The sequence below is a fragment of the Terrabacter sp. P5_B1 genome (assembly GCF_056400505.1).
Genome location: NZ_JBFULD010000051.1, coordinates 1 through 16,729 on the forward strand (window position 1 = coordinate 1; position 16,729 = coordinate 16,729).

The 16,729-nt window shown below is 69.4% G+C and carries 12 protein-coding genes, 1 pseudogene and 1 other annotated feature; of the genes and pseudogenes, 6 read left to right on the plus strand and 7 right to left on the minus strand.

All coding sequences use genetic code 11. The features are described 5' to 3' along the window. Positions 1–246: 246 nt before the first annotated feature. A pseudogene (locus tag AC1DP0_RS05975) lies at positions 247–1,483 on the plus strand (IS3 family transposase); the annotation flags it as partial. Beyond that, positions 532–663: a sequence feature (AL1L pseudoknot), on the plus strand. Its footprint overlaps the pseudogene before it by 132 nt. A gap of 331 nt (positions 1,484–1,814) precedes the next feature. Here AC1DP0_RS05975 and AC1DP0_RS05980 read toward each other — a convergent pair. Next, positions 1,815–2,204, minus strand: a complete 390-nt coding sequence (locus tag AC1DP0_RS05980) for a hypothetical protein (protein WP_478082952.1) — start codon at positions 2,202–2,204, stop codon at positions 1,815–1,817. A gap of 551 nt (positions 2,205–2,755) precedes the next feature. On the opposite strand from AC1DP0_RS05980, the gene AC1DP0_RS05985 reads away from it, so the two are divergent. Further along, complete coding sequence (locus tag AC1DP0_RS05985; protein WP_478082953.1) at positions 2,756–3,235, plus strand: Gfo/Idh/MocA family protein; 480 nt, start codon at positions 2,756–2,758, stop codon at positions 3,233–3,235. Between the two features lie 12 nt (positions 3,236–3,247). Here the strand turns inward: AC1DP0_RS05985 and AC1DP0_RS05990 are convergent, their stop codons facing one another. The 4 genes from AC1DP0_RS05990 to AC1DP0_RS06005 all read right to left on the minus strand — a co-directional run bounded on the left by AC1DP0_RS05990 (position 3,248) and on the right by AC1DP0_RS06005 (position 8,760). Beyond that, complete coding sequence (locus tag AC1DP0_RS05990) at positions 3,248–3,409, minus strand: hypothetical protein (RefSeq protein WP_478082954.1); 162 nt, start codon at positions 3,407–3,409, stop codon at positions 3,248–3,250. Between the two features lie 898 nt (positions 3,410–4,307). Next, a complete protein-coding gene (locus tag AC1DP0_RS05995) occupies positions 4,308–6,218 on the minus strand; it encodes a sialidase family protein (protein ID WP_478082955.1) in 1,911 nt (636 codons plus the stop codon). Between the two features lie 367 nt (positions 6,219–6,585). Next, positions 6,586–6,834 (minus strand): hypothetical protein, encoded by a 249-nt coding sequence (locus tag AC1DP0_RS06000; protein WP_478082956.1) that lies wholly within the window; start codon positions 6,832–6,834, stop codon positions 6,586–6,588. 339 nt (positions 6,835–7,173) lie between these two features. Beyond that, a complete protein-coding gene (locus AC1DP0_RS06005) occupies positions 7,174–8,760 on the minus strand; it encodes a ribonuclease J (RefSeq protein ID WP_478082963.1) in 1,587 nt (528 codons plus the stop codon). A 537-nt stretch (positions 8,761–9,297) separates the two neighbouring features. Between AC1DP0_RS06005 and AC1DP0_RS06010 the strand changes: the two genes are divergently transcribed. The 4 genes from AC1DP0_RS06010 to AC1DP0_RS06025 all read left to right on the plus strand — a co-directional run bounded on the left by AC1DP0_RS06010 (position 9,298) and on the right by AC1DP0_RS06025 (position 12,696). Continuing rightward, a complete protein-coding gene (locus tag AC1DP0_RS06010; protein ID WP_478082957.1) occupies positions 9,298–10,212 on the plus strand; it encodes a hypothetical protein in 915 nt (304 codons plus the stop codon). Between the two features lie 193 nt (positions 10,213–10,405). Beyond that, complete coding sequence (locus tag AC1DP0_RS06015) at positions 10,406–10,603, plus strand: hypothetical protein (protein WP_478082958.1); 198 nt, start codon at positions 10,406–10,408, stop codon at positions 10,601–10,603. Between the two features lie 87 nt (positions 10,604–10,690). Further along, complete coding sequence (locus AC1DP0_RS06020) at positions 10,691–11,134, plus strand: DUF1810 domain-containing protein (RefSeq protein ID WP_478082959.1); 444 nt, start codon at positions 10,691–10,693, stop codon at positions 11,132–11,134. Beyond that, entirely contained in the window at positions 11,131–12,696 is a 1,566-nt protein-coding gene (locus AC1DP0_RS06025) for an MFS transporter (RefSeq protein ID WP_478082960.1), read from the plus strand. Before AC1DP0_RS06020 ends, AC1DP0_RS06025 begins: the two co-directional genes overlap by 4 nt. A gap of 17 nt (positions 12,697–12,713) precedes the next feature. On the opposite strand, the gene AC1DP0_RS06030 is transcribed toward AC1DP0_RS06025, so the two are convergent. Together AC1DP0_RS06030 and AC1DP0_RS06035 are read right to left on the minus strand one after the other, a co-directional pair. Further along, entirely contained in the window at positions 12,714–13,982 is a 1,269-nt protein-coding gene (locus AC1DP0_RS06030) for an MFS transporter (protein ID WP_478082961.1), read from the minus strand. Beyond that, on the minus strand, positions 13,979–16,729 hold a 2,751-nt coding region (locus AC1DP0_RS06035), incomplete at its 5' end, for a bifunctional [glutamine synthetase] adenylyltransferase/[glutamine synthetase]-adenylyl-L-tyrosine phosphorylase (protein ID WP_478082962.1). The genes AC1DP0_RS06030 and AC1DP0_RS06035, both read right to left, overlap by 4 nt.

Genomic DNA, 16,729 nt, shown 5'->3' on the forward strand with positions numbered 1-16,729 from the left:
GGCTCCGCCGGCGCTGTGCTCTCCCGTGACGGCGGCCGCGGGACGGCGCCGTCGTGGCAGCTGCCCGATCGCGGCGCCGCGCACGTGGGCCGCTCTGGCGGTTCAACCCATCGGCCCTTCGAGTCCCTCGCCGTCCTCGGGTCGGCTGCTCCTGCCGCGGATGGCTTGGTGGCTAGTGATGGACAATGTTCTTGAACGGTCCTCAGTCTCCCGGACGGTTCTGATCTAGCAAGGGAGACTGTTCTCGTGCCTGCACCGAGGAAGTTCGACGAGGCGACTCGTGAGCGGGCGGTCCGGATGTACCGGGACCGGCTCGAGCAGCACGGGGTCGAAGGTCGGGGCACGTCGTCAGGTCCGCGCGCTGCTCGACATCAACCCGGCCACGATCCGTAACCGGATCGAGGCCGAGGATCGCGCCGCGGGTTCCCGCCCGCCGACATCGACACGTCAGGCGGACCCTGAGTAGGTACGCGCGCTCAAGCGCCGGGTGGCCGAGCTCGAGCGCGCGAACGACATCCTCAAGACCGCCTCGGCGTCTTTCGCACAGGCGGAGCTCGACCGCCGACTCAAGTGGTCGTGGCCTACATCGACGGGTGTCGGGAGCGGTTCGGCGTCGAGCCGATCTGTGCCGTGCTGTCCGAGCACGGGATGAAGATCGCGCCGTCCACGTAACGCCATCGAGGCCACGCCGGCGTCCGACGCGGCGTTGGCCGAGGCCTACCTCGTGAACGCCGTGGTGACCTTGTGGCAGGAGAACTGGGGCGTCCACGGGGTCCGGAGAATGTGGCACGCGGCCCGACGTGCGAGCCTGGAGGTGGGTCGTGACCAAGTCGGTCGGCTGATGGCGATCACCGGGATCCACGTTGTCGTACGCGGGCGGCACCGCACCGTCACCACGAGGCGGGACGAGGCGGCGGTCCGTCACCCCGACCCGGCCCACCGCGGCTGGGACGCCCCGACCGGGCCCGACCAGCTGTGGGTGGCCGATTTCTCCTACGTGTGGACGTTGGCCGGATTCGTGTTCGTCGCGTTCGTCGTCGACGTCTTCTCCCGCCGGATCCTCGGGTGGCGGGTCACCACGAACAAGCACACCGCGCTGGTCACCGACGCGCTACGCCAAGCCTTGAACCTCCGGTCTCGGTGTGAATCCCATTGGACACCAACAGGTTTGGTCCAACACTCGGATGCCAGGTCGCAGTCTAGGTCGGTGGCGTTCACCGCCGAGTTGATCCTCGCGCAGATCGCCGGCTCGATCGGGACCGTGGGTGACGCTCTCGACAACGCGTTGTGCGAGTCCACGATCGGGCTGTTGAAGACCGAGGCCATCGACATCGGCGGACCCGCGTGGAGCGACCGCAGAGAGGTCGAATGGCAATTCGCTCGCTGGGTCCACTCGTGCAACACAACCCGGTTTCACTCCTCGATCGGGAACCTGCCACCGGTTGAATACGAGGACGCTCGCCGGCAGGCTGAGTCCGTGGCCCCTAACCCGGAGGTCGCGTATCAACCAGCCTCCGGGAGACTCAGGACGGTTCAGGAAGACGGCAGGGTCGATACTGGTGTTCGCGGTCATCGCGATGCTCCATTCGAGGGTGCTGTGAGAGGTTCACTCGAAGGATGACGCGGTGACCGCACTTGCATGTGCAGGGGCACGCTTACCGGTGTCGTCGTACACCAACGCTATGGACTCAACTGCCCTTAGCGCCGTGGTGCATCGGGCAGAGATGGGACCGGACCCGGCCGTGGCATTTACCAGGCTGCGGCCGGTGTCCAGCGTGGCGGTTCAGGCTCGCTGTTGGCTGCGTTTGCAGTCATCAGCAGGTGAGCGGAACCGATCCCGAGAGTCCGCTCGGGTTTGACGCGGAGCAGTTGAAGATCTCCGTGCCCGGGGGCTGTTCGATCACGAGGGAAATGCTGGTGACGTTCAGGGTCGGGTTGACGCCAGTCCAGTTCGGGTTGGGGCAGCCGGCTTGGGCACCCGTCACGGTCGCGGGGGCGCTGAGCACTGCCGGCTTGGTGACCAAGGTTAGGTTGCCGTTCTTGATCGCCGAGGAGTCGATGAAGGTCGGCGCTACGGCGGGCCCTACTAGGACCTTGTTCTGACCAGGCGCCGTGTTGCCGCCGTTGTTCTGGCACTGGTAGACGGCGAACCCGGACACAGACACGGTGGCGAGCAGGTCCTGGTTGCCGAGCCCTGCGAGCACGGCTCTGCAGGTCGTCGAGGTCGACGAGCCGCTCGCCGTGATGGTACAGACGGGTTCTCCGCCTCTCTTGAAGTGCGGGCTGGCAGCTTGCGCTGAGGGGGCGGACACAACGAGAAGAAGGAAGAAACTGACAAGTAAGACTAAGAACTTTTTCACGACTGATGCCTTTCAAGGCGTGCAGAATGGCACAATGTGACGACTGCCCCTGATGTCGTTGTCACGGAGCAGGTTCCGCGGGGTCGAGTCTCCCCGGGCCGCGTTCCATATCAAGAAGCTGTTGAAGTACGTCGCGTCGCGAAGTTCGGCGGACCCGCCAGCGTATCGCGAACGGTCTTGGCCTCAACAGATCAGCTCTGGTGCTGGGAAGTCTTTTAGACACCTCTGTAGTCACTGTCTAGGCACGGACGAAGGCACATATCAGCGACACAGCCGAAACGTCCCCACGAGCATTCTCGATATATCGTCATTAGCGCTGCCGTCGATGGCGCTCATATTGCGCGGCACATGGGCGTCTGGGAGGCTCGGGCCGGGACGTCCGGATCTGCCCCACTGTGGGCGAAGGCGACCATGCCGTACGCCACTACTCGGTTGACGCACGCGTCTGCTCGAACTCGGCATCTCTGATTGCCCAGCAGCCCAGTCCTCAGGCTCCTCGAGTCGCGTCGCCGCACTCGAGCATTGCGACCACGCGCTGCTCACCGTCCAGGCCATGTGGAGCCGGTTCCTGCGCACTACGACGTGGTGCGGCACGTCGTAGTGCGGCACGTCGTAGTGCGGCACGTCGTCGAGACCGGCGTCATCGGCGAGGTCGTGACCGTCGTCGCCGACCACGGCCAGCGGCTCTACCGGACGGYCCGGCCCGGCTCGCGCAGACCGAGCTCGCSGGCGGGGGSCTGCTCGACCTCGGCGTCTACCTTGTSTCCTTCGCCGACYKSGTGCTCGGSGCGCCGACGTCCGTGTCGGCAGCCGGCACGCTGACCGACCTGGACCTCGACCCCACGACGACCATCACGGTCACAGGGGCCGGGTGAGCCCAGGGCGTTCTATGCCGCCGGCTCGACGATCCGGCTCCCGCCCGCGACAACGGGGTCATCGACGAGCGGACCGGCGGGATCATTGACGACGTGCGCGGCTTCTCCTTCGAGGCGGCCCAGTTCGCCCGCTGCCTCGTCGCCGGCGAGACCGAGTCCCCCCTCCTGCCGCACGCGACGACCTTGCGCGTCATGGAGACCATGGATGACGTACGCCGTCAGGTCGGGCCGTCTGTCCCGGCGAATGACGCAGGGCCGGGGGGCGCCCTGGCCGCCGGATCCCCGGCGGATCTGGGACTCGATCGGTGTCACCCCCCGGGGGCTACTTGTCCAGAGGCCGAGTCATCGGCTGCGCCTATAGTTGAGAGATGCGGCGAGGAACCGTTGACGTGCCGCGACGGGCGGTGAGTCCGGCCCGTACACGGGCTGCTGGACTGGCCGTGGTGGCAGCTGGCTGCATCGTTCTCCTCACCGGATGTGGAGGAGTCCCGTCCCCGCGGCCGGTGGCCGCCTCTGGTACGAGTGCAGGGGCCGCGACCGCTCCAGCAACAAGAGCCCCTACGGCGTGGACGTCGCCGGCAACGGGAGGGCAGATGAGCGCAAGCGGTGGGAATGCGGTTGTCGTGGGGTACGCCGAGCGTGGCCAGGTGGTGGTCCTGCACGTCGGTCAACGCCTGGTCGTCACCCTTGGTGACGGTTGGGCCGCCCCGTCGGCTCACACAGTTGCCCGCGACCCGCAGCCGCCGTTGCAGCCCCTGGCGACCGAGCAAGCCGTGGGGCACCCCGCGGGTCCTGCCACGGCGACTTTCCTCGCCGTCCGTGCCGGCCGTGTGCTGGTGTCCGCGCAGACAAACGGGGTCTGCTCGCACTCGACGCCGCCTTGCGCCAGCGCGCCACAGGTCTTCGAGCTCAGCGTGCACGTCACGCCGGTGCCCGGCACCGGGTCGGGTCCGCTACCCAAGCCTCCACCATCCTGACCTCCACCATCCTGATCTGCGCAGGTCTGCCACTCACGCTCTGGCGCCCGGGTCCGGACCGGGTCCGCGCCCGGGCGCCAGCGCGAGAGGTGGGGCTACGGAATGGTCACCCCGGCTGTATAGACGTCCTGGTCGTTTGCGAATGGCGCGTTCGGTGCCGAGCCGCTGCAGACGGTCGGTGCGACCGCTGGCGTGCCGGTGCCCGGGCAGAGGAACTCGTCGACGGCACGGGTGTCCGACCACGCTGGGTATGCCGTGGTGTCTGTCACTGTGAGGCCGGCGTAGTCGCCGTAGAACAGGCCGGAGAACTGGGTGGGCGGAGGCATCGGTCCCGAGGTCACTCGCTTGTGGGCGAAGCTGACCCTGTTGTGCGACGCCGACACCGTGATGTCCGAGCTGCCGGTCGTGTTGTCGTTGCCGTAGGAGCGGTCGTAGTAGCTGGCCACGAGGGTGCCTGACGCCGTGAAGCCAGCCCATTGCCAGAACTGATCGGTGGTCGTCTGGCTCGGGCCGTCGGTGACCACGGGCAGCTGCCGCGGGTCGATGCCGGATCCTGAGAACGACGAGCCCTTGTCACCGGACACGCTGTAGACGATGTCGTTGTTGCAGCCCCCGTTCTTGACACCCGCGTAGGTGTTGCCGCCGGTGGCCGAGAACCCGGTCGGGGCACACCCCCGTTGCTCGTTCGAGTTGCGGCTGATGTACGAGCCGAAGGTCACGAGGACCCGGTTTGGGTCGGTCGGGTCGGCGGCGCCGACCGGGTAGTTGCTGGCCCTGAAGATGGAGTCCCGGCTCGGACCCTTCTCGGGGACACAGGCCCGACCTGGGTCAGCCCCACCTTGGTAGGTCGCGCAGTCCGGAAGTTCGAAGTAGTCGGCGACCTTGACCGGCGCACTGAAGCTCGTGCCGCCGTTGGTCGACCGGGAGAGGAAGACCTGGTTGCGGTTGTCCTTCCCGGTCACGACGTTGTTGAAGTTGTTGTAGACGACGTAGAGCGTGCCGTCCCTGCCGACGAAGGGCTGAGAGTCCTGATTCTGGTTGCAGTCGCCCTGCGGGGTGGGAAGGCCGTACGTGTTGCCGCACAACCGGCTGTTCTTGCTGACCAGGACGGGCGCCGAGAACGTCTCGCCGTAGTCCTTGGAATACGACTCGTAGATGTAGGCCGTGCCATCGGCGGCGAAGTTGGTCCACGTGACGTAGACGCGGTCGGCATATGTGCTGCCCTTGTTGTTGTCCACGGTGAGGAGCTGCTTGTCGAGCAGCGCGGTGCCGGCACCGGCCGTGTCGTTGATCGTTGCGACGGCACGTCCGGGGAAGTTGAACGAGGCGCCCTGGGTGTGCGTGGAGCGGTAGACGTAGAAGGCGCTGGACTGGTCCGGATTGGGGCTGGTGCCGTCGCCACGGTTGAACTGCTGGCAGGAGAGGTAGACGTTGCCCTTCGTGTCCCAGGCAACCGACGGGTCACCACTGGCCTGCCAGTACTCCCGGGGCTTGCCGACGAAGTCACCGCGGGTGAACCCGTTCGGGGTGGTGGTGTCGGCCCACGTGCGGCCACCGTTGAGGGAGTAAGAGACTCCGCACGTACCGTCGCCCCGCCGGTAGTCGTTGTAGGCGGCCACGACGTGATCGGGGTGGTTCGGGTCGACCGCGATCGACGTCTCGTTCTGCGCCTGTCCGCGGCCCTGCAGATCGGCATCAGTGAGGTTGAGGCAGTTGACGTTGACCTTCACGTTGGAGCCTCGGTTGGCGCGGCAACCGTTCGGGCCGGGTGTCTGCGGCACCGCCAGGGCCGATGCCCGAAGCGGTGCAGCGCTGCGCGCCTGGGGTTGGGCTGCGGTGTCGAGCTCGCTCGCGAGCAAGCCAGAGACGTGCCGCTTCTGGATCTGGTTGAGGTTCTGGAAGCCGAAGGTCTGCGCCGTTGACTGCGATGCGCCGAGGGTGAAGAGAGAGGCGGCAGCAAGGGCCCCGGAGGTGATCAGTACCGCAGACTTTTTCAGGGTGGGCATGTACGTACTCCTCGCATGAGAGTGATGCGGAGTCGACACAGGCGCCTCGTCTACGCGTGCTGCTCAATCCTCCATTCCGCCACCTGCCGCGGGCCGGACGTCAGTCCCCTCTGCCGGAGCTGTTCGAAGAAATCGGTGGGGCGTCTGGACTTTTCGACGGTAGACCCAGCTCTGAAATGACGGCAACCCCCATGCGAGCCGAGGCCCCGCTCCCGACAGGCACCGGGAGGTCAGGCCTCGACGTCCCGGGGTCGTAGGGCCGCACGATCGGCGGGCTGGTGGTCCGGCGTTCGGCAAGAAGCGGGCGCAATGGCAAGACGCTCGCCATGCGGCATAGGACGGCGTTCTGCCCGGTCGGGCGGCGGATTCACAGCAGATCAGGTGGATGGACGCCGTGCTCGCCTAGCTTCCTCATCACCACCTCAGCGTCCCTGTTGCGGTATTCAAGGAACGCTGTCTCCCCTGCCGCTCGGTCAGGTGGCGAATCCGCCCGGTCGTCCCACGCAGAGCCCACGGCCTCAGGACTGACCCGTGCGTGAACCCCCTCTGCCTCGAGCTCATCGGCGATCCTCGTGACCTCCTCCATCGAGCCGCCCCAACCGAAGCCGGTCTCCATCCGAGCCCAACGTCTGCGATCGGCGAAAACGACCCCGGCCACCGGGATCACTGCGCAGGCGGTGCCGAGTGAGCGTGGCCAACCAAGAGCGGTCACCGATACGAGGCCCAGTGCGGCAGCCACGAGGCACGCACCCACAAGCGCCGACCATCCGACGACGTTGAGCCTCGCGGTCCTGAGCCATGAACGGCGACGACGGCGCCGGCACCCGCCCGACGGCTCCAGGTACTCGGCTGAGGCACCGGACTTGACCACGGTTCCGAGCGTGACAGACCCTGCGCTCGGACGGCGAGGCCCTGACCCACCGAAGTGGTCAGGGCCTCGCTGGTTGTCGCAGGCTCAGGCGTCGACGATGACAGGGATGATCAGGGGGCTTCGCCGAGCCTGTCGATGCACCCAGGTGGACATCGCCTGGCGAACGAGCTCCTCCACCTGCTCGATGTCCTCGATGCCCTCCTTCGACGCGGTGGTCAGAGCCTTCTGGATCGCCGGGGTGGCCTTGGCGAACTCGCCGCGCTCGTGCTCGAACCCGTGGACGAGGAAGTCCGGCTCCTCGGCGAGCTTGCCGGTGTCGGGATCGACGATGCAGACGATGGTGATGACTCCCTCCTCAGCGAGGGTTCGGCGCACGTGCAGCGACTCCTCCGTCGCTCCGCCGACAGTCATGGCGTCGACGTAGACGAGCCCGGCCTGGACGGTGCCGGTGATGCTGGCCTGGCCGTCGACCAGGTCGATCACGGCGCCGTCGTGAGCGATGAGGGCACGCTTGGGTTCGACGCCGGTGCGGATGGCGATGTCGGCGTTGGCACGCAGGTGGCGCCACTCCCCGTGGACGGGTAGCACGTTGGAGGGCTGGACGATGTTGTAGCAGTAGGCAAGCTCGCCTGCGCTGGCGTGACCGGACACGTGGACCTTTGCATTGCCCTTGTGCACGACGTTGGCGCCCCAGCGAGTGAGCTCGTTGATCACGCGATAGATGGCGTTCTCGTTGCCGGGGATGAGCGAGCTGGCAAGCAGCACCGTGTCGCCCTCGGCGACGCGGATGGGGTGGTCGCGCCTCGCCATCCGCGACAGGGCGGCGAGCGGCTCCCCCTGTGACCCCGTGCAGATCAAGGCGATCTGGTCCGCGGGCAGCCGCTCCAGCTGCTTGAGGTCGACGACCAGGCCCTTGGGGATGTCGAGGTAGCCGAGGTCAGCGGCGATGCCCATGTTGCGCACCATCGAGCGGCCGACGAAGGCGACCTTCCGCCCGTGGTCGCGGGCCGCGTTGAGCACCTGCTGGATCCGGTGCACGTGGCTGGCGAAGCTCGACACGATGACCCGGCCTGGCGTCGTGCGGAACACCGCCTCGATCGCCGGGGACAGCTCCCCCTCGGACACCGTGAAGCCGGGGACCTCCGCGTTCGTCGAGTCGACGAGGAAGAGGTCGACGCCCTCYTCACCGAGCCGCGCGAAGGCGCGCAGATCGGTCACCCGGCCGTCGAGCGGGAACTGGTCCATCTTGAAGTCACCGGTGTGCAGCACGAGGCCGGCGGCGGTCCGGATCGCGACGGCGAGCCCATCGGGGATCGAGTGGTTGACGGCGACGAACTCACAGTCGAAGGGCCCGAACGTGCGTCGGTCGTCCTCGCTCACCTGGACGGTGACGGGGGTGATGCGGTGCTCCTGGAGCTTCGCCTCGAGGAAGGCGAGCGTGAGACGGGAGCCCACGACGGGGATGTCCGGCCGCTCGCGCAGCAGGTAGGGCACGCCGCCGATGTGGTCCTCGTGGCCGTGCGTGAGCACGATGGCGTCGACCTTGTCGAGACGGTCGCGGATCCAGGAGAAGTCCGGCAGGATCACGTCGACGCCCGGCTGGTGCTCCTCGGGGAAGAGGACGCCGCAGTCGACGACGAGCAGCCGGCCGGCGTGCTCGAAGACTGTCATGTTGCGCCCGATCTCACCCAGGCCCCCCAGCGGAACGATCCGCAGCCCGTCGCGCGCCAGTGCGGGCAGGTCCTGGGACCGTCGCGAGCCGCGCCCGCGGCCGCGGGACTGCTGCCGGCGGCCGCCGCCCGCGCTCACAGGCCACGCCCTGGACAGGAGCTGACCGCCGAGCGGTCCGCGTGGGCAGGGGTCTGCGAAGCTGCTGGGCGGCGGGTTGGGGTGATCGACTGCGGGGTCATGATGATCCTTCTCGTCCTGAGCACTCGAACTGAGCGCTCGTGCTGAGCAACGAATGGGTGGCGACGAGACCGGGGTCTCGAATGCTCTCGCCTGCGGGGCTCCGTCGCCGACGGGGCAGGCAGGTCACAGCGAGCATGATCCCATGAGCGTCCCTGCAGCCAGACCCCGGAAGTCCGCGATGCCCCGGATGGGTGGACGTGGCATACGCCAAACGGTGGATCCGGGCACGGTCGGACCGGTTCACGCTGGGAGATGGCCTCGGGCTGGCCGGGGCCGTTCTTGCCCTAGGGGTGTCTCGTGAGAAGACTCGTTTCCACTCTTGCCGCCCTCGCGCTGACCGCGGCTGTGCCGGTGGCCGCCGCCGGGAGCGCCTCGGCCCACCAAGCCGATCACCCACGCGTCACCACGGTCTGGGTCACCGGGGACGGTTCCCACGTGTCGCTGAGCCGCTGGCGCGTCGACGAAGGTCCCGTCTCCTTCCGTGTGTCCACCACGAACGCGGGTCCCGGCGGGAGCGAGATCAGCCTCTTCCGCCTCCTCGGGAAGGCCACCGTCAACACGTTCAAGGCGGACCTCGCCGACGAGTTCTCGCAGGACCCGGCGACTGCCGCCAAGGGCACCCGAGAGCTCAACCGGGACATCAGCGCGAGCGGGCTGGCCGACGTCCAGAAGGGATACCCGGCCTCGGTCCGGGTCGACCTGCGTCCCGGTACGTACTACCTGATGGACCTCGGGAGCTTCTTCGGGCCCATGGCGCCGTCTGGACCTCCCAACCCCGCACTGACGAGGTTCGTCGTGCGCGACACCGAGGGGGACAGCTCGGACTGGAAGGACGGCTCGGGATGGTCCACGCCGACCATCTGGCTCACCTCGGCAGACCGCTTCGTGGGCCCGAGCCACCTGCCGGCCAAGGGCAGCGTCACCTTCCGAAACGTTGCTGACACGATCCACATCGCGCAGTTCTCGCCGGTCAAGAAGGGGACGACCGACAAGCAGATCCAAGCGTACTACGACTCCGGGGTGATGACCCCACCGCCGTTCGCACTGGACGGGCCGAGCTTCGGGCTGGACGTCCTGTCCGCGGGCAACCACGCGACGCTGACCTACGACATGCCGCCGGGCACGTACGTGCTGCAGTGCTTCGTGGCCGACGACGTGACCGGTATGCCGCACGCCTTCATGGGAATGCACAAGGTCGTCGTCCTGAAGTGACGTGAGCAGCAGGACCGACCATCAGTCCCGGCCGCCCGGGTGCGTCGCACCCGGGCGGCCGCCCCGCGCCTTGGCCGCGGATGCGCCGGTGCGAGACGACGACGGTGGGTACGTGGAGACGGCACCCGACCTGACCAACGCTGCAGTGGAGCGCGAACCGGCGCCGGCAGCGCGTCACCGAGAAGGAGAGACCATGCAGATCGACAAGCAGCAGATCCTGGCGTTCCTGCGCAGCCGCGGCGACCAGCAGCAGGCCGACCAGGCCGAGGGCGAGCTGCCCGACCAGGTGGACACCGACCAGCACGCGGACCTCCTGGGCAAGTTCGGAATCAACCCCCAGGAGCTCCTGAGCGGTGGGCTCGGCGACCTCGGCGGCAAGCTCGGACTCTGACCGCCGGAACCGGCGCCGGCGCGGACCTGCGAGGGCCCGTGCCGGCGCAGGCGTCGGTCCCGCTCGCGAGTCGGGTAGGACTCGACCATGACCGAGAGCTTCCCCGACCTCGAACGGTTCGTGCGTGCCCAGGACGCCGCCGGCACGTACGCCTCCGCGCTGACCGAGCTGCGGGCGGGGTCCAAGCGCGGGCACTGGATGTGGTTCGTGCTCCCGCAGGTCGCCGGCCTCGGCCGCAGCGAGACAGCCCAGCGGTATGCCGTGTCCGGGCTCTCCGAGGCACGCGCGTACCTGCGCCACCCGGTCCTCGGACCCCGGTTGCGCGAGTGCGCCGAGGCACTGGATGCCCTTGACACCGCCGATGCCGTCCAGGTGCTCGGGCCCGTGGACGCGGTCAAGCTGCGCTCGTCGATGACGCTCTTCGAGCGTGCCGCGGACGACGCTGCCGAGGCCGATCCCTTCGCCCGCGTGCTGGAGCACTTCTTCGAGGGGCGGCGCGACGACGCGACCACCGGGATCCTCGGATCGTGACCGGGGACCCCGCCCGCACGGAGCACCCCGCCGACGACGCCGTCGACCGGTCGACACCACTGGCCGACCCCCCGGCCGCGAGACCGTCCGACCCGAGCGACAGCGGCCCTGACAGCCCCGACCCGCGCCGCTGGAAGGCGCTGTGGGTATGCCTCGTGGCCGGTTTCATGACGCTGCTCGACGTCAGCATCGTCAACGTCGCGCTTCCTTCGATCCAGAAGGGCCTGGACGCCACTCCGAGCGACCTGCAGTGGGTCGTGTCCGGATACGCCTTGGCCTTCGGCCTGACACTCGTGCCCTCGGGTCGCATCGGAGACGTCCTGGGTCGGCGCACCGTCTTCGTGGTCGGTGTCGTCCTCTTCGGCCTCGCGAGCCTGGCCTGCGGTCTGGCGCCCAGCAGCGCGCTGCTCGTCGTGGCCAGGCTCGTCCAGGGCGCCGCAGGCGGCATCCTCAACCCGCAGGTGTCGGGCCTGATCCAGCAGCTCTTCCGCGGCGCCGAACGCGGCCGCGCCTTCGGCCTGCTCGGCGCGACGATCGGGATCTCCACGGCGGTGGGCCCCGTCGTCGGTGGGGTCATCCTCGACCGGCTGGGCGAGGAGAGCGGTTGGCGGTGGATCTTCTTCGTCAACCTCCCGATCGCCGTGGCCGCCGTCGTGCTCGCGATGCAGTGGCTGCCCGACCCGCCGGTCCGTGACCGCAGCCGCCGGATCGACGCGGACCCGGTCGGTGTGGTGCTGCTCGGCGCCGGCGTGCTCGGCATCCTGCTTCCCGTCGTCGAGACGGGTCGCGGTGGCGCGAGYGTGCCATGGTGGGTCGCCGTCGTCGGGCTGGCCTTCCTCGGCGCCTTCCTCGGGTGGGAGCGTTCCTACACCGGGCGAGGGCGGAGCCCCCTCGTGGACCTGGCCCTCTTCCGCGTGCCGGGCTACGCCTCCGGTGCCGCGGTCGGCACCATCTATTTCGCCGGCTTCACCGGCATCTTCTTCGTGCTGACGATCTTCTTCCAGGAGCGGCTCGGCTACACGCCGCTGCTCGCCGGACTGGCGGTGACCCCGTTCGCGGCAGGATCGGCGGTCACCTCCGCGATCGGCGGACGCCTCGTCAGTCGGTTCGAGCGGTCGCTGGTCACCGGCGGGCTCGCCGTCGTGCTCGTCGGCGTCATCGGGGTCGACGTGGTCCTGGCCACCGTCCACGACGCATCGCTCGGGTGGTGGCTGGCCGGCCCCCTGCTCGTCGCCGGCATCGGCAGCGGCCTCGTCATCTCCCCCAACATCACCCTGACCGTCGCGAAGGTCCCGGTCGAGCGTGCCGGCACCGCCGGAGGGCTCCTCCAGACGGGACAGCGCATCGGCACCGCTGCCGGTATCGCGCTCGTCGGCGCGGTCTTCTACTCCGGCGTCGCCTCAGGCGCGGGACTCGACGCGTCCACGGCGCTGCGCGTAGCAGGCGCTCTCGTAGCCGTAGCCCTGCTCGCGAGCGCGCTCGACCTGCGAGGGCGACGCCGTCGCGATGGCCGCGCGGCCGGCGGAACGGACGCCGCAGGTCGCCGCACCCCCGCGCACTGAACGTAGGGGGCTCGCGCTCAGGCTGCGTGGGAGGACGTGGTGGCGTAGGCGTGGTCCACCGCGGTGCGCACCCGCTGGTGGGGCCAGGTGGCGGCGATGGCCGCGATGAGCACGAGACAGACGGCCGCGCAGACCGTGACCCCGACGTGGGCGTTCGTGTGTTGGCCGAGCCAGCCGGCGGCGAGATACGACAGCCCCGCCGCCGCGACGGACACGCTCCCCGCCAGGCTGAAGATCCGGCCACGGAGTGACGACTCGGTGACGAGGGCGAAGGTCGCCTGCAGTGGCACCATGAACGCCTGGAGCGTGCCGGAGGCGAAGAAGAGGATGGCGACGGCCCACACCGGTGGCTGCAGTGCTGTCACGAGCAGTGGCAGAGGCATCAACAGCGCCAGAGGCACGATTGACCGGTTCTGCTGGTGCACGTCGCGACGTCCGATGGCGACGATGCCGACGATGGCCCCGACGATGGGCGCGGCCATGAGCACCCCGCCCCAGCCGTTGCGACCCGCAATCGGGATGGCGAGCGCCTCCGGCGCAGCGATACCGAGGCTGGCGACGGCACTCAGGGTCACCAGCCGCGCCAGCACCGGGTGACGGGCCAGGTCACCGGCTGCCGTCGAGAGGTCGTGGATGAAGCCGCGCAGACCGCGGCCGCGGATACCGGAGACGGGCCGCAGTGGCACGACGAAGAGGATGACCAGCGCGGCCACGACGAAGCTGAGCAGGTCGAAGAGCAGACCCGTCTCGGGACCGACGAGGGCGACGAGCCCTCCGCCGACGGCCAGGCCGAGCGCCTGGTTGAACTGCTCGGACATCGCCCCCAGACCGACGGCCCGGGCGTACAAGTGACGGTCCTCGAAGAGATCGGTGAGCAACACGATGTTGGACGCCGTCGACGCACCGCCGACCAGCTCGAGCGCGAACAGGACGAGGAACATGACCCAGAGGGCCGAGCCCGTCAGCGCGAGCCACATGAGTCCGAGCACGCAGGCCGCCCGAACCAGGTGTGACCAGATGAGCACCCACTTGTAGGGGAACCGGTCGACGACAGGGCCCACGAGGCTGCGTCCGAAGAAGGTCGGCACGAGACTGACGGCCAGCGTCGTCGCCGTTGCCAAGGGCGACGACGTCCGCTCGTAGACCAGGGCCGCGATCGTGACGCGGGCGATGTAGTCACCCCACAGCGACAGGGCGCTGGCCAGGAAGATCGGGAGGTAGCGAGGGACCCGGAGGAGGGCACCGTACGTCGGCACGCGGACGCCCTGTCCCTCCGTCGGATTCACGGGACGACGCTACCCCGAGGAGGGGACTCGTAAAAGTTGAAATCTGTGGCGTGGCGTGAGCGCCGCGCCACCCGACGCCACAGCTCTGCCAGGGCCGCTCCCTCGCCGGGCGACCGGCCCATGATCCGACCGATCCCATCGAGGTCGCGCAGGTCGGAGGGGACACTGTCGATGGGTCTCCCCCGCCACAGGACGCCGGCGTTGCGCATGAGCGCCCCGAGCTGCCAGGCCTCCCGGAGCGCCGCGGCGTCCTCGGCCGCGATGAGTCCCTCCGAGCTGACCGCGGCGAGACCTGCCATCGTGCCGGTGACCCGGAGCGCCGGGTGCGCGTCGGCGTGCTCGAGCTGGTGCAGCTGCACGACCCACTCGACGTCGGTGAGCCCGCCACGTCCGAGCTTGAGGTGGGTGCGGGGATCGGCGCCACGCGGCAGGCGCTCGCTCTCCACCCGCGCCTTGAGGGTGCGGATGTCGCGCACCTGGCTCGCCGTGATGCCGCCCTCGGGCCACCGCAGCGGGTCGATGAGCGCCAAGAAGGCCTCGGCCAGCTGCGGCGGGCCGGCGATGGGGGTGGCCCGCAGCAGCGCCTGGAACTCCCACGTGAGGGCCCAGCGCTCGTAGTAGGTGCGGAAGGAGTCGAGGCTGCGCACCAAGGGGCCGGCCTTGCCCTCGGGGCGCAGGTCGGCGTCGAGGCTGAGGCCGGGTTCGGGACCGGATCCGGAGAGGAGCTTGCGCAGCTCCTGGACGACCAGGGTCGCGCGCGCCTGGACATCCGTCTCCGAGGCGCCCTCGTGGGGCTGGTGGACGAACATGACGTCGGCGTCGGAGGCGTAGCCGAGCTCTCGGCCTCCGAGGCTGCCCATGGCGACCACGAGGATGTCACCGCCGATCGGCATGCCCTCGCGCCCCTCGACCGCACGGGTTGCGGCGTCGAGGGCGACCTGGATCGTCGATCCGGTGAGGTCGGTCAGTGCCGCCCCCACCCCGGGCAGGTCGATGACCCCGACGAGGTCACCCATGACGATGCGGAGCAGCTCGTGGCGTCGGATCGCGCGCACCGCCGCCACTGCGTCGGCGGCTGAGTCGCGCCGCCCCGCGGCGGACTGCATCGTGGCCGTGATGGCCTCACGGGTGCGGGGTGCCAGTCCGTTGTCGTCGCCCAGGATCGACACGCTCTCGGGTGAACGCACGAGCAGGTCGGCGGCATACCTGCTCCGTGCCAGGCAGTGCGCCAGACGGTCGGCCGCGCGCCCCTCGTCACGGAGCATCTTGAGATACCAGTGAGTCGTACCGAGCTCGTCGGACACGCGGCGGAACGACAGCAGGCCGGCGTCCGGGTCGGCCTCGTCGGCGAACCACCCGAGCATGACGGGGAGCAGCGTGCGCTGGATGGCGGCACGTCGGCTGACACCGGTGGTCAGGGCCTCGATGTGCCGCAGGGCGCCGGCAGGGTCGCGGAAGCCGAGGGCGAGGAGGCGCTGTCGGGCCGCCTCCGGGCTCAGGCGCGCCTCGGTGGGACTCAGCCTGGCGGCCGCCGCGAGCAGCGGACGGTAGAAGAGGCGCTCGTGCAGCCGGCGCACCTCGCGCGCCGCGGCCTGGCGGTCGGCGACCACGGCGCGTTCGGGATGCGTCCGGTGCCCCATGGCGCGGCCGAGGCGACGAAGGTCCGGCTCGGTCACCGGCATGAGGTGCGTGCGACGCAGTCGGTGCAGCTGGATGCGGTGCTCGAGGCAGCGCAGGTGCCGGTAGGCCCGGTCGAGGACGGCGGCGTCCTCCCGACCGACGTAGCCACCCCGCGCGAGCGCGGCCAAGGCCTCGAGCGTCGTCGCGGAGCGGAGACTGGGATCACTGCGCCCGTGCACGAGCTGCAGCAGCTGCACGCTGAACTCGACGTCACGCAGACCGCCCGGTCCGAGCTTGAGCTGGCGTGCCGCCTCGTTGGCCGGCACGTGCTGCTCGACGCGTCGACGCATGGCCTGGACGTCCTCGACGAACTTGTCGCGCCCCGCCGCCTCCCAGACCATCGGCGAGATCTCCGCCTTGTAGCGCAGTCCGACCTCCTTGTCCCCGGCGGAAACCCACGCCTTGAGCAGCGCCTGGAACTCCCAGGTCTTGGCCCAGCGCTCGTAGTACGCCTTGTGGCTGCTGATGGTGCGCACGAGCGGCCCCTGCTTGCCCTCGGGACGCAGCGCCGCGTCCACGGGCCAGAGGCTCCCCTCGGACGTCGGGGACGAGCAGGCGCGCATCGTCGCGGTCGCCAGCGCCGTGCCGACCCGCAGGGCTGTCTCCTCATCCGCGCCGTCGGCCGGCTCTGCGACGAAGATGACGTCGACGTCACTGACGTAGTTGAGCTCGCCCCCACCCGTCTTGCCCATCCCGATGATCGCGAGACGGCACGCCTCGTGACCGTCGCCGTACTCCTCTCGGGCGATGACGAGCGCCGCCTCGAGCGCGGCCTCGGCCAGCTCCGCGAGGGCCTCGCCGACGGCAGGCATCTCGGCGAGGGGGTCGTCGGCAGTGAGGTCCAGCGCGGCGATGCGCAGCAGTCCGCGCCGGTAGGCGATGCGCAGGGCGTCGTGCGCCGTCCGGTCCCCTCGCTCCTCGGTCACGGCACGGACGAGCTCGCTGCGCACCTGGTCTCCCGGGCGGCGCTCCGCCCTGGCGGCGTCGACCCAGTGCTCCGGGCGTCGGACGAGCTCGTCGACGAGCGCGGTCGACGCCCCGAGCACGCCGAGGACCCGCTCCCGCCC